At 43.2% G+C, this 14,242-nt stretch carries 12 protein-coding genes; 5 read left to right on the forward strand and 7 right to left on the reverse strand.

All coding sequences use genetic code 11. The features are described 5' to 3' along the window. Nucleotides 1-7: 7 nt before the first annotated feature. From WD077_12690 to WD077_12710, 5 genes are all read right to left on the reverse strand, one after another. Nucleotides 8-565, reverse strand: a complete 558-nt coding sequence (locus tag WD077_12690; GenBank protein ID MEX0968089.1) for a DapH/DapD/GlmU-related protein — start codon at nt 563-565, stop codon at nt 8-10. Next, the gene (locus WD077_12695; GenBank protein ID MEX0968090.1) at nt 562-1,395 is read right to left on the reverse strand and encodes a hypothetical protein; all 834 of its coding nucleotides are present in this window, start codon (nt 1,393-1,395) and stop codon (nt 562-564) included. The genes WD077_12690 and WD077_12695 overlap by 4 nt, the downstream gene beginning before the upstream one ends. Beyond that, on the reverse strand, nt 1,392-2,126 hold the full coding sequence (locus WD077_12700) for an SDR family oxidoreductase (GenBank protein ID MEX0968091.1): 735 nt from the start codon (nt 2,124-2,126) through the stop codon (nt 1,392-1,394). Before WD077_12700 ends, WD077_12695 begins: the two co-directional genes overlap by 4 nt. A gap of 6 nt (nt 2,127-2,132) precedes the next feature. Beyond that, nucleotides 2,133-3,056 carry a hypothetical protein gene (locus WD077_12705; GenBank protein MEX0968092.1) on the reverse strand — a complete coding sequence of 308 codons (924 nt, stop codon included), beginning with the start codon at nt 3,054-3,056 and terminating at the stop codon, nt 2,133-2,135. Between the two features lie 113 nt (nt 3,057-3,169). Beyond that, on the reverse strand, nt 3,170-4,990 hold the full coding sequence (locus WD077_12710) for an ABC transporter ATP-binding protein (GenBank protein MEX0968093.1): 1,821 nt from the start codon (nt 4,988-4,990) through the stop codon (nt 3,170-3,172). Between the two features lie 208 nt (nt 4,991-5,198). On the opposite strand from WD077_12710, the gene WD077_12715 reads away from it, so the two are divergent. Then, nucleotides 5,199-6,140, forward strand: coding sequence for a hypothetical protein (locus WD077_12715; protein ID MEX0968094.1), 942 nt, complete (start codon nt 5,199-5,201; stop codon nt 6,138-6,140). A 390-nt stretch (nt 6,141-6,530) separates the two neighbouring features. Here the strand turns inward: WD077_12715 and WD077_12720 are convergent, their stop codons facing one another. Further along, complete coding sequence (locus WD077_12720; protein MEX0968095.1) at nt 6,531-9,824, reverse strand: hypothetical protein; 3,294 nt, start codon at nt 9,822-9,824, stop codon at nt 6,531-6,533. 154 nt (nt 9,825-9,978) lie between these two features. Here WD077_12720 and WD077_12725 point away from each other — a divergent pair, with 154 nt between their 5' ends. After that, on the forward strand, nt 9,979-10,149 hold the full coding sequence (locus tag WD077_12725) for a hypothetical protein (protein MEX0968096.1): 171 nt from the start codon (nt 9,979-9,981) through the stop codon (nt 10,147-10,149). Between the two features lie 56 nt (nt 10,150-10,205). Further along, nucleotides 10,206-10,379 (forward strand): hypothetical protein, encoded by a 174-nt coding sequence (locus WD077_12730; GenBank protein MEX0968097.1) that lies wholly within the window; start codon nt 10,206-10,208, stop codon nt 10,377-10,379. A gap of 214 nt (nt 10,380-10,593) precedes the next feature. Here WD077_12730 and WD077_12735 read toward each other — a convergent pair whose 3' ends face one another. Beyond that, nucleotides 10,594-11,748, reverse strand: coding sequence for a hypothetical protein (locus tag WD077_12735; GenBank protein MEX0968098.1), 1,155 nt, complete (start codon nt 11,746-11,748; stop codon nt 10,594-10,596). Nucleotides 11,749-11,854: 106 nt separating this feature from the next. Between WD077_12735 and WD077_12740 the strand changes: the two genes are divergently transcribed. Continuing rightward, on the forward strand, nt 11,855-12,877 hold the full coding sequence (locus WD077_12740) for an NAD-dependent epimerase/dehydratase family protein (protein MEX0968099.1): 1,023 nt from the start codon (nt 11,855-11,857) through the stop codon (nt 12,875-12,877). Between the two features lie 147 nt (nt 12,878-13,024). Beyond that, entirely contained in the window at nt 13,025-14,173 is a 1,149-nt protein-coding gene (locus WD077_12745; protein ID MEX0968100.1) for a glycosyltransferase family 1 protein, read from the forward strand. Nucleotides 14,174-14,242 lie beyond the last annotated feature (69 nt).

The following is a 14,242-nucleotide window of genomic DNA, read 5'->3' on the forward strand; positions in this document are numbered from 1 at the left end:
AATAGACCTAAACTCTTTTGAAAAATCTCTCCAAGAAATAGGGGTCTAAGACAATAGTTTTCTCGGTTACTATGGAGCCAGCCCTGATCTTCATTCCATCTTTAACCTCAACTGCTCCAATTATTAATGATTGTTTTCCGATCATGACGTTCGAACCTATTCTTGGTGAAGTTTCAATTAATCCACCTCCGTGCTTCTTATTGGTATGAAGGAGCGATCCAAACATACTTGTGTTGTTACCGACAAGAGATCGATTCGCAAGGAAGCCAGATATTCTGGAGTTTTCTCCAATCTTTATTTCTCTTCCAAGTTCAGAGTTATTCATCAGCCTTGTGTTGTCTGCAATCACACAGAATTCTCTTACAATACAGTTGTGGTCTATTATAACATTCTGACCCAATGTAACTCCTTCATATATAATAGTTCCATCTCTGATTATTGAACCACTGCCAATTCGGACTTTAGCCACTTCACCACCCATGTTATCACCGCGAAGGAATATTACGGTAGGGGCAATTTTGACATTCGCACCGCATTCAATGCTCCCTTTTGAAAGACGTATCATACAAAATCAAGTTTAACAATTGTACTATCATCATGATTACCAAAACCACTATTCATAGATTCATGTTCTCTGACAGTCTCCAATATTTGAGTGCAGGTATCATTTTTAAGCGACTGTTCGAAATTCTTTCTGACCTTCTCGTTCTTGAGGCACCAAGATAATCCATCAGAACCAATCACAATCCGTTGTAAATCAGCTGTCACAAAACCACCTCGAACTTCTGCGGGTCTGTGATTGCTTATGCAATACACTCGATGCATGCCAAACCTAATTTGAAAAAATCTGATTAGTATAAATGTCAATTTCTTGAGACATGTATTTAACGAAATAGACAAGTTGAATACTATAGAACCAAACAGTCTGTCCAACCTCTTTTTCAAGTCTTCAATCTCTTTGTTTTCAATAATACTCAACCCGTCATTATGGTAAATCGATATAAAGCAGTCACCGTATAGTTCGTAATCAACTCTATACGAGCCTTTAATTTTTTGCACCTTGACAAAAGCAATGGAAAATAAAGGCCTCATAGATAGCCTCTTATCGGAGAATATTTTCTTTAGGGACTCTTCCGATGAAATTAATGTCGCAATTTCATTAAACCGCTTTGGCACATCTGACCAATCTGATTTCATCATTTTCTGATTAACGATTTCAGTTGCAGTGTAAAAGTCTCTAAATTTCCATCTATCTATAGAGCTAAGAATGATAGGGCTTACCCCATCAATTACCCAGGCAGTTGTACAACAGCTATCTGAGAGATATCCGAATGAATCAAGGTTAATTCCAGATCTTCCCACGATGGAATCACCAGCTATCCGAATTGGAATCATATATCATGACGATAGGTTCCACTTATAGATTGGCCACAATCTACTGTAATCCCCTGACCAGTTATCGCAGTCATGCGATCAGCTAATAGAAGTATAGTCTCGGCCACCTCTTGAGGAGTGGAAAAACGGTTCAAGGAGCTTCCTTTCAAGTATTGACTGTAGTCCTTTGGCTCATTACGAGAATTGTTAACTACGGTACCAGGAACAACCGAGTTTACTCGTATATCGCTAAAACCAAATTCAGAAGCAGCTACTCGCACAAACCCTAATAATCCGCTTTTCGCGGCACTATATGCAGGTAGCCCAAAGTTCAATATAGCATTTATAGATGAAACGAGGGTAATAGTTTTATTAGAACAACTACTTCCTTCCAACAAAGGCTTCAAGCTAGCTACAAGTTGAATATGCCCAACTAAATTCAACTCAATGGATTGCTTTATGTCGTTAAGTGTCATTTGGCTAAGGCTATAGAACTCACTGTGAATCGCTCCACCTGCGATACTAACAAGATGCTGAAGGCACCGATTTTCTTTGGCAAGCACCTTGGTCAATTTCTCAATTGATTCTTCGGAGCGAATATCAAACTCAAGAAAACTATATCCAGATTCTTTGGTTAGCGATTCATTATCTACTAAGTCAGCGTTCAACACCTCGTAGCCAGATTCAAGAAAAGCATTGACTGTTGATGCTCCTATTAAGCCACTCCCACCAGTTATTAGTACTACGTTCATTACTTTCTATTTGATAAGTTCTTGATTTTTTACGATCTTAACCCTGTCCAACTTAGCAGAGAATACGTTTTCAATTTTGCTCTCAAACACTATTTGTTGACTTAGCTGACCGTTTGACAAAAACACATCGTAACTAGTCAGTACACAGGTGGCGAGCCACACGCCTGGAGACATACCACCAGCCAGGACATATGCGAAATTGTCAAAGGCCCCTTCTTTACGGATTATCATCCCACAATCTTTAGTCAAATCAATGTCGGACTCAACATTACCTGGTTCAGACCCAGTAACTACCTGTGGTCGCTGAGTGTTTGTTACAATGTTTGAAGTGAAACTTGCCTGCTCTCCGCCATTTGCGTTAGGTGTTGCCGTTTCGAAAACATATGACAGCTTATTGAAATTATCTTCCATAAAAAACGCGGTGGCAGAATTATGATTCGGGCCTCCCAACATGAGTACATTCTCATTTTCAATCAGCGCCTTAATTTCATCTCTTGAATAATGATCATCATAATTTATTAGAACATTTTCCATTGGAAATTCGATTACCTTCAAGGTCTCTAGTAACATGGAAAGCGCCCGCGCCTCACCCATGCCTGTTACCAAATGGTTGGTGTTTGAAGGAAGCGATGCTAAGAGAATATGTACTTTCGAACTTCGATCTCTCAAAAAGGGCATTGCTTTGAATATAGGTGCATTGCTTTGAAATGAAAGTGCTGAGTTTAAAAGAGAGTACCACAGGCCAGCTGCCACAATGTTGACTGCTATAGTTGACAAGAGTAAATAGAGATTTGTCCAATGTTGATTTTCAAGACTCGTGATCCAGATAGATAAAAAATAGAGGAGTGTCAATAGAGCAAGAGAGATAGGAATGAACCATTTCAACTTGCTTCGCAGGGCTCTCTTATAGTATATCTTATTCTGATTCATTTTCTTCGATTATGGCTAACGATTTATAAACGCCATGCCCTTAACCCATCATTTTCCTTGCATAAGCGCTACCGCCCTCCAAAGATAAAACTTCCGGTTGTTCCAAGGAGCACCTACACATACCCCTTCGCCTGCAACCTAAACAACTCCGCATATTTGCCGCCCTTCGCCAGCAGTTCTTGGTGGGTGCCCATTTCTTTTCGCTGGCCGTTTTCCAGGAATAGGATACGGTCGGCCATGCGGACGGTGCTGAAACGGTGGGAAATCAGGACGGCTGACTTACCGGAGATCAGTTCTGAAAAGCGGAGGAAGACCTCGTGTTCGGCACGGGCATCGAGAGCGGCTGTGGGCTCGTCCAGGATCAGGAGTTGGGCATCGCGCATGTAGGCCCTTGCCAGCGCCACTTTTTGCCACTCACCACCGGATAGCTCTACGCCATCCTGGAAGCGCTTACCGAGCCGCTGCTCATACGCATCCGGGAGTTTGCTGATCACGGAATCGGCCAGGCTTTTCACGGCAGAAGTGGTGATGCGCGGACGGTTGCTGACATCCACAATGTCGCCCACGGCAATGTTCTCCGCAGCCGATAGCTGGAACCGCACATAATCCTGGAAGATGATCCCAATTGCCTGGCGGAGGTCGTGCAGGTCATATTCCTTCAGATCAATGCCATCCAGTAAAATCCGCCCTTCCGCAGGATCATAAAGCCTGGCCAGCAGCTTTACCAGCGTGGTTTTGCCCGCCCCGTTTTCGCCTACCAATGCCAGCTTTTCCCCGGCCTTCAAATGGAAACTCACATGGCGCAGCGCCCATTTGTCGCTATTCAGATATTTAAAACCCACATCCTCAAACGTGAAACCCTGCTGAATGGGCCGCGGTACTTTCCGCTTGTTTTCGCCCAGTGCAATGTTGGGTTTAATGGCGAAGAAATCGAACAGGTCTTGGAGGTAGAGCGCGCCCTCGGCAATCTGCGAAAAGCGCGACATAATGGCTTGCAACAGCCCGCGCATCCGCTCAAAGGAGCCGGCATAAAAGGTGAGGCTGCCCACCGTGATCGCCCCGCTCACCGTTTGCAGCAGGATGTAAACGTAGGCCGCATAGTAGGCCAGCGTCCCGAATGTGCTAAGGCCGCTTCCCCAGAGGCTGCGCCTGAGGGCCAGCTTCCGGTTGGCGTAGTAATATTTGTCTGCTAGCACCCGGAAGCGCTCCGCGATAAAGCCCGAAAGATTGAAGACCTTGATTTCCTTGGCCGTTTCGTCACTCGCCCCGATGTAGCGCAGGTAGTCCAGTTCCCTGCGTTCGGGCGTCCAGGAGCGGGAAAGCGAGTAGGTGCGCTCGTTAAAGTGGGTTTCGCCAAGAAAGGCGGGAATCACCGCCACCACCAGGATCAGCAGCAGCCACGGGTTGAAGGCCACCAGCCCGCCCGCCAGGAACAGCAGTGTAATGATGTCCTGGAATTGCGACAACACCTGCGACATAAGCACCGTCCGGCTGATGGTCTGCCGCCTGGCCCGCTCCAGTTTGTCATAGAACGTGGCATCCTCGAAGTGGTAGAGGTCCAACCGTGCAGCATGTTCGATGAGCATCACGGAAGTGCGGTTGGAAATCAGGTCGCCCAGCAGGCTGTCGCAAAGCGTGATGCCGCGGTTCAGCAGGTCGCTGAAAATGGCCAGCGCCAGTTCCAGCGCCACCAGCAGCCACAGGTAGTTCAGCCCGCCTTCCGTGCCAGCGCTGATCAGCCTTATCACTTCGTCAATCAGCAGTTTTCCGATATAAAGCTGCGCCAGCGGTATAGCCGACTTAACGAAGCGCAACAGGATGTTGGCCATGCTAAGCCCTTTGCTCGTATCCCAAATTAGCCGGAAAAACCGGGGCAGGTTCTTCATCGCACTGAACTGATCGCGAAAACTCTTCTTGTCCTTTGGTGATGACATAATGGGGGCAAAGGTAGGTTGGTGAGCGGGGGGTTATTGCGAAGAGGTAGACCGGTATCCACAAATCGAATTTGCTGGAGAAGGGATATGATTTCGTGAATATCGCTAATTTTGGCCCTTGAATCAATCACTATAATCTCTATCGAAATGGTTGCACCGCATGTCTCAAGTGAACGTTTGGATCAGGAGAATGAGAGATCACACACTTATGAAAATCCTTGAAATAAGTCATATCTCAGCTAATGAAACGCGGAGCATTCAACCCGAACTCGAAGTGGCCATAAAGTACATGTATGACCAAGCCAATGAAATCGTTGATTTTGTGTCGGCTCGATTAGGTTTGGAAGCTGGGAAAAATCTCTGTGACCTCTATGTCGATAATAATTCTAAAAATCGCTTTATGGTATCTGGCTATCCCGATGATGGTAAAACGAAAACTCCAACTGAGGGATATTTCTCTTTGCGAGCTACGATAACTCCACATGCTATGGAAGCTATTGAAAAATACAGAGAGGGACGAACTAAAAAAGATGTTATCTTCAATATAGACCTAAACGTGAGGCTTACAAAAACTATTGGCAATTCAATATCGAATATTAAAGTTGATGGGCTCAATTATTCAGTTAAGAAGGCTATTAGCCAAAGTGATTGGGCCTATGGATATGCACCCAAACTTGGTGTGGGCCGATACCTGCTTGTCGAACTTCCAGACATTAGACATCATGAAAACGCTAATTTGCCTGAGGACTGGGCTACGATTTTGAATGAATTGGAGAGGCAATTGGAATTAGCGCAACAAAGCTTGAACATGGGCGATTGGCATTCAGTACTAATTCACATCAGATCATTCTTAGAGGTATTAAAGTTTGGCGATGGAAGCAAGGAGCTTGAAAGTGATCATCAAAAGGAAATAATTGCGAGTCTCTTTAAAAAAGATGATTATGACGAGGATGCCTTTGAGAGTTGGTTAGCCGCCTGTTACGCATTATTTCAATATGTATCAAAATACATTCACAACAGGAAGTTGAAAAGTAATGCTCAAAGGGTTATGCCGATAGCTCGAAGAGAAGACGCTATGATGGTCTATGCGATAGCCGTGGCTCTTTTTAATCAAATATTGGCCAAACAGCAACGCAGTAATAGGATATGAGCCCAACGCACCTACCTGGCGCGAGCATTTGCGCTCCAAAAGAAATTTTCAGGTATGATTAGGAAGAAGGTAAAAACAGTAAAGGGCCTGGTGAAACAATTGCGTTCCATTAGGGACAAGATGAACGCTGAACTCGCAGACATGACCCCTGAACAGCGCACTGAATATTTTCGAAAAATGCGGGAAAAAAGTAGTTCCGCCACCAGCCCTAATCTTCTGCCAGGCCGAAACTGAACGGGTGAAATCTGCACACAGGGAAGAATCAAACGAGCCGTCAAACCATCGATTCCTAATTTCCGGCAAAGCTTATTGCGGCTGTGGGTTTGTCAAGGGTAGGGAGTTGAGCCTTGTGTGAGTGGGCTTGGGTGGTAAACATGCGTTACGCAAAAATCATTGCTTTCTTGCTTCAAGAATTCGGTCAATCGCCATTGAATTAATTGATAAGCCATAAATGGCTGCTTCAGCTTTCTTTATTCTTCTGTCCATGTCCCCATCTACAAAACTATCCGTGCCAGTTGTTTCTCGGAATTGGCCTAAAGGTAGTTTGAATACTTTCTCGTTTGAAGTTTTAAGTTGAGTTATCTTTAGGTCGTTCAAGTCATTCATTTTGGTATTTTTATCAAACAAATAAAAAGCATCTTGCAAGCCCTGCTTTATGGCTGATCCTGTAGTGACCACATCAATTTTCTCTAAATTTCCTTTTTGACTCTCCTCCTCTCCAGATTTAAATTCTCCTTTCAACTCCATTCTACGTCTTACCTTGTCAAGAACTGGAATATCTTTGGTCAGATCAGTAAATAAAGGAAAGGAAAGATGCTGTAATACGATACGCTTTACAAATCCGCCTGAAGGATCTTCGTAAAAACCATCATGATATGTATATAGAGGCGGAATACAAGGAATATGCCCACTATCACTTCTAAAATGACCGAAATTAACATAGTTATTATATGCTTCCTCATGCTTTGTTGTCCAGGCACCGGCTAATCCCATCATTTTTCTCCGATGCTTGTCCAGCGAAGTAATGGCTATAGCATTATCCTCTTTCTCCCCAGTGAAGAAGGCCATTATGCGGTCCGCCTGAATAGCCGTTCTACCTACGCTGTCCATATTTTGTAGTACTTCAAGAAACAATTTTATAGTATTTTTTGAGAAAATGTCATTTACGATAGCCATATTATAATCCTCACTATCTCCGTAATCAAATTCCTTTGTGGCCGAATAGGCCTTTAGTCCGGGTGTCAACAGCCCCGCATAACTTTCATAGAAGCTAAAAATGGACTTGCTAAACCCAAGACTAATACCAGTAAGTTTAATAAGTTCCACTTTATAAATCAAATTATTATACACAAAGGCTTCAACCAAGAGGTTAAAATTATTCTTTAAGGTATTCTTACCTTCTTTGTAAGTATAGAGCCTCATCCCCTTGGTATCAAGCGGATTAGATATTCCATAATCACCCTGAGTGTGGATACCGTAAGAGGTTAGTGCCATTTTCTCACTTTCAATCTCGTTGTTTATAAAAGCTTGTATATCTTTATATGCTTGGCCAACAAGTTCATCATTCTCCGCCCATGTCTTATCTTCATCGGAAGATTCGAGCATTAATCTCATAAGCTCTTTAGCTGAATCACTATGCTCGAGGAAATCAAGTTGCAAAAATTCAAATGCCCTACCTTTAAATTTAGTTAAAACTTCTTGCCTCTGAGTTATAGTCAAGTCTTCAAATTCTTGAATTATTGGGCCATCCTCTTTGAATGTCTTCCTAATCATTTCTGCCATAGACTTACAACAAATGTGATACGGATAGATAAGATGATAATACCTACCAGAGTTAACAGCGATCCTAAAAGCTTCCTGGGCAGCTTTAGCTTTCATTATATCCTGATATACAAATGATAGCAACATTTCCTTAGCTGATAAAGGATAATTGTGCCTACCTGAAGGATTGATTCTTCGCACTTTTATGAACATCATTGTTGGAAACCCTACAAATGTTGGTAAAGCAATCCAAGTATCATTCCTAGATCCTCCTTTCAAAAAAGCATTGTACCTGTTATACATAGACATCTTTGCAGACATTGTTTGGTAATTTACTTTTTCCGTTGATTCACTTTGGATTTTTAAAACATCAAAATATACAGGTTTGAAGTTTTCCCTGAAGGACGGATCTTCCTTTACCGCCCTAATAATAAAGTCACTATAGCGGTGGTTTATAGAATATTTCCCGTCCGATTTTTGATAATACAAAGGATCACTTTCTAAATTGAAAGGTATAATGCCTCGTTGATATTGCTCAAACAGTTCATCGATATAGGTCAATGCATTATAAGGATAAACTAATTTGCTATCACCACCCAGGAAATAGGAAGTTGAATGTGTAATGAATTTTCTCTTTATATCTGTATACTTTGTTAGATTATTTCTTTCTGTTGTAAACAGCTTTTCTTGGTTCCTTACTGCCCGTATGATCCCAGAAAAAGCCAGCCCTCCATTAAAAGAAGAAGATATAGTATAGTAAGCAAAAAGATGCTTGCCAGCTGTTCTATAGTTCTTAATAACATCTCCCTTTTCAAAATATTTCATAGCTTCTTCAGGTGGAATATCTATTCCTATCTTTAATAAGAATAGGCTGAATTTTTCGATGTGTTTTTCAGTAAGAGGATTTCTGCCATTTATGTGCATATCATTATACAGACTTTCAAGATCATTGGCTAATGATTGAAAGTCTTCTGAAGTATAGTTCATTGTTTTAAGCGAATAGGTGGCCTTCCACGCCTTCATTAATAGATTACTAGATGAGTTCATGTTTGCAGGAAAATAACTGACATGAACTATTTGTGAAATTACTTGATCATGAAATTTGGTTTCAGTTCTCTCTATCCCCGCAATAAACTCTGAGTATCCCACCCTCATTGTCGTAAAGAAATCGGCTTTTAATTCGACTGGCGCATTTAAAAGGGCCTGTGCAAGTATTTCCATTTTAGGATTAAATGCTCCATGGGAAGAAAGCTTAGTAATTTGTTCTTCAAATGTTAGCGCCCCTTCAACTGCTTGTAGAGCAGTTGAATAAATATCTTTATACGGAATGGTGTTATGGCTTCCAACATAATTAAATTCTGATAACAAATCGACCAGAGTAGACATAAATATTTGAAGTTTTTTACTTACCAATTGTTCTCTATTGACATTAAGATAAGCATTTCGTCTATCAAATATGGTTAATATTTTCTCATAAATATTATTTTCTTCCTTTATAGAAATATTAAATGAATTGAGATGTTTTTTTGCTAACCCTTCCCATTTTTTCCAGTCTACCAGTGTTGTGTAAATGTTTTCACTGTATGGATGAAATGAAAAACCTATATTTAATAGCTCATCCTGCGTTATTAGCCCATCCATAAATTTTTGGGAAAGTTCATTGCCAGTTGCAATTTCTTTCGTCCTCTCCAAAAATGTACCGTGGCTACCCAAGATATAGCCTGTTTGCTGATCTTCATCAAGCTTTATAAAGAGAGTTGCTATCAATCTTTGTTTGGCCTCTTGATAGAGATCAGGTAAGGATTTCCTTATATCCTCCTTCCATTCATAAAAAGAGAGTAACCTTAGCACCTCTGAATTGATAGTATTAATTATATCAATTTCATCATTGGAAAGGCCCGATTCGTCAGAATAAAGTATCATTTGGTGGTTTTATATGTAGTAGGGTTATGATTCAAAATTTTATTTTGTTGGCTTAGACTGCACCAACCTGACGCGAGCATTTGCTCGTGCCTTCCACGCCTGATTGGTAAAACAGCTATTCAGCGAAAATGGCCAACTTCCCTACCTTTCAGCGATGAGACAAAAATACAAAGTTCTGAATCAGGAAGGATTGCATTTGATCAGCTTAGCAGTAGTTCATTGGATAGATGTATTCATTAGAGACGAGTACAGGAACCTGTTGTTGGTAAGCTGGCGCTACTGCATGAAAGAAAAGGGCTTGGAGGTGTGGGATGCAATTCTGTGAACTTAAAACTTGGTACCCTATGTTAGAGATATGAACTCCAAAAGAAATTTTCAGGTATGATTAGGAAGAAGGTAAAAACCGTAAAGGGTTTGGTGAAACAATTGCGATCCATTAGGGACAAGATGAACGCTGAACTCGCAGACATGACCCCTGAACAGCGCACTGAATATTTTCGCAAAATGCGGGAAAGAAGTAGTGCCGCGACCAGCCCATTAGGTATTGCCAAGTGATGGTTACTCTCTTCACATTTGACCGTAGCTTACGCTGTTGAGGCTATAACCTTGGGCAAACTGCCGCGAAAGGTAGTCGTCACCCGGCACAGGGGGCGACTGGGTAGAGACTGCACCTCAGCAAGGAAAAACTCTACTCTTTGTTAAGAAATCGCAATTAGAAAAGGTGATATTTTTTATGCCTTATTAAGACCATTCAATGTTCTATTAACCATCAATTTAATTTCTTAAAAGTCTGCCACCATCGTTCCGGCATTTCATCATTGCAGGCGTGCTGGTAATCCGTGTAGGTACATGGAATAACATGCTTGTTCGGCAATTCCCTATTATTATGGTTGTCCAGGGGAATCTCCATCCACCAGCGCCCGGTGCGGTTGCTTTTGTAAAAAATGATTTCGCAGGCTTCCTTATGGATGGTGGTGATAAAGCGGGTGAAACCGGGATCCCCGCTGATGGGCTCTTCCCTGATGTGATTTAGCGTGCCGTCTGCGAAATACCAAATCATCTGTGCAAGCAGGTGGGCAGTTTGCTGCCGGTTTTTGTGCAATAGATCCACACCTCCGAAACTGATGCAGCGCAGCGAATCGCTGAGGCCCGCATAGCGTGCAAGAGCACAAGCCTCCTCTCCGGTAAACCCATTGGGGCTGGGAAATATACCGGCCGGGCTATCTGACTGCCGTACAGCGGACACGTTGAAGCTCATAAAATCAGCAGCACGGATCACCGGCTCAATTTCTTTGAGGTCAGCGCGTACATTTCCCAGGCGGTAATGGTCAAAATAAAGTTTCTCCAGCGCTTCAAGAGCAGGAGCATCTACAAAGTAACCCTGATAGCCCAGAATGCTGAAATTAAAAATATAGGGGTTAGCGCTAAAAGTCATGCGCTGCAGGTAATTTTCATCGGTAATCGTTCCTGCTTCTTCCGGCTCAAAGGCAAACCGGTTATCAAAGCAAACAAGATTTGCAAACTCTTTCATGTATTGAAAGGCCAGGTACTGGCCATACACCAGATATTGCGGGCCGCCAATAAGGACGGGCATTATGTTTTTCAGCAGCAGTTCGCTGATTACGTATCCCAGGCTCTGGCAGTTTTTCTCGCGGTCATCATCCAGCAGCAGATCGCCTGCATCCAGCATGGTGGCTGCATAGCTTTTCCTTCTGAGGCGATAAAGCCATTTGCGCACCTGCATTGAGAAAGGATCTTCCTCCTCCGTCATCCTGATGCCAACGAGTGCGATGGTGCATCCTTCCAGTTCGGGAAACCCGTTGTCATGAACCTTTAGCTGCGTGCCCCATTCATCTGGCTGGAAAGGCCGGCCGTCTGCTATTTCCTCTTTTGAAACAGGGACAAAAAAAGTATCTAAATCCATTGTGTCTTTTTGGTGCGGCCAAATATAATGAGAAGCAGCCAAGACAGCGGCTACATCATCCGCTACTTGCACAGATATGGTTAGTTTTGAATTTTAATTCAATCACATGATTTTCGTTACCGGAGGCACCGGGTTTATCGGCTCCTATCTTCTCTACTATCTCACTTTCAGCACGGAAAAAATTGTAGCCATAAGGCGGGCTTCAAGTTCGATGGAGCAGGTGAAGAATGTATTTCGCTTTCTGGATGAGCTCGGAGAGGGCAATCAGCAGCAGAAGTTGGAGAATATTGAATGGCGGCAAGCGGATATCCTGGATGCTGCGGAACTCGAAGAGGCCATGCAGGGCGCTGAACAGGTATATCACGTAGCGGCTTTGGTATCCTTCAACCGCAGGCGGAAAGACGCGATCATTGAAACCAATGTGAACGGAACGGCCAATGTAGTAGATGCTGCAATGGCCAATAACGTGAAAAAGCTTGGCTACGTAAGTTCCATTGGAGCGCTATACAAGCGGCCCGGCCAAATGCTGGACGAAGAAAGCCATATTGAGAATTTCATTTTTCCTTCCCGGTATTCTGAAAGCAAGTATTTTGGCGAAATGGAAGCGTGGCGTGGAGCGGCTGAAGGATTGCCCTGCGCCATCGTCAATCCGGGTGTGGTGCTCGCTCCGGGCGATTTCAGTCACGGACCGCCCAAGCTTTTCAGTTCTGTAGCCAATGGCCTGAAATTCTATACCCCTGGCGCCACCGGATTTGTTGATGCAAGGGATGTTGCCCGTGCTTTGATTGGCCTTATGAATTCAGAGATAAAAAATGAACGATATGTACTCGTCTCGGAAAATTGGAAGTTTTTGGACCTTTTTAATTCCATCGCTGAATGCTTAAATGTTCCGGCTCCGCGAATAAAAGCCAACCGCCTGATGAGCGAATTGGTATGGCGTGCGGAAAGCATTCGCAGCCTCCTCACAGGCAGCGAGCCCTTTATTACCAGGGAACTGGCGCAGGCTGCACAATTATCCTACTTCTTTAAGAATGAAAAAATAAAGAATGCGCTGAATTTTGATTTTATTCCATTAAAGAAAACAATTGAGGATACCTGCCGGATATATTTAAATGAACAGGAACTGTGAACCCGATTGAAGGAAATATTATTAGAGTCATTCCGCCACGGGCGTCAAAACATAAAGGCATAGCCGGCTCTTAAAAATTACATGATAGCTCCCCATTAAAAAATGACAGAACGTTTTAATATTTTTATATTATTAAATTTTAAATAAATGAAAATAGGAATAAATGCACGGCTCCTGGTGGATGGAAAAATGGATGGAATTGGATGGTTTGCCTACGAAACCCTGAGACGCATCGTGGAATTGCACCCTGAGCATCAGTTCATTTATTTTTTTGACCGCCTTTTCCATGATAAATTCATTACCTCAAATAATATTACACCAGTGGTTTTGCAGCCGCAGGCTCGCCATCCGCTGCTTTGGTACTTGTTCTTTGAATTTTCCATTCCGCGGGCATTGAATAAATACAGGCCGGATCTCTTTTTTTCGCCTGACGGATTTCTTTCATTAAATACCCGCGTCCCTTCCGTTTCTGTATTGCACGATCTGGCGTATGAACATTTCCCGGAGCAGGTGCCGTACCTGGGGAGGAAATTTTATCGCTACTACATGCCGCGCTATGCCAGAAAGGCGGTGAGGCTCGGAACGGTATCAGAATATTCAAAGCAGGAAATTGCCCGCCACTATCATATTGACCCGGCAAAAATTGATGTGGTGTACAACGGGGCCAACAAGGCATACGGACCGGTAGCTGCGGAAGTGCAGGAAATGACGCGCAAAAAATATACACGGGGCGCTCCGTATTTTATTTTTATTGGCGGAATGTATCCACGTAAAAATCTGAAGCGTTTGCTCCTGGGATTTAATGAATTTAAACAGCACGATGAACAAGGAATAAAGCTTTTGGTAATTGGCCGTGCAGCTTACAAAAGTGATGAGATAATGGTAACGCATGAGGCGATCCATCACAAAGAGGACGTATATTTTCTGGGCCGGATAAACGGGGAAGAAGAGGTTCGGAATCTCCTGGCTTCGGCTATGGCAATGACCTACGTATCGCTTTTTGAAGGATTTGGAATACCGGTGCTGGAAGCGATGAGAAGCGGAGTTCCCGTCATTACTTCACGCTCAAGCTCGCTGCCCGAAGTGGCCGGAGAAGCCGCAGTTTATTGCGATCCTTTTTCTATAAACGATATTGCAGCAGCCATGCAAAAAGTAGCAGAAGATCCTGAACTGCGGCAGAAAATGTCGAAGATGGGTTTTGAGCAGGAGCAGAAATTCTCCTGGGACCGGTCGGCCCGGCTGTTATGGCAGTGCATCGAAAAATCCTTTAGCGGCTTACCAAACCTTCAGACATGATAAATATTCCGCTACCAAGCTGTGCCGCCTGCCAACGGCTGATTTATTTTTGGAACTTCGATTCAGTTA

Source organism: Bacteroidia bacterium, from assembly GCA_040880525.1.
Taxonomy (GTDB): domain Bacteria; phylum Bacteroidota; class Bacteroidia; order CAILMK01; family JBBDIG01; genus JBBDIG01.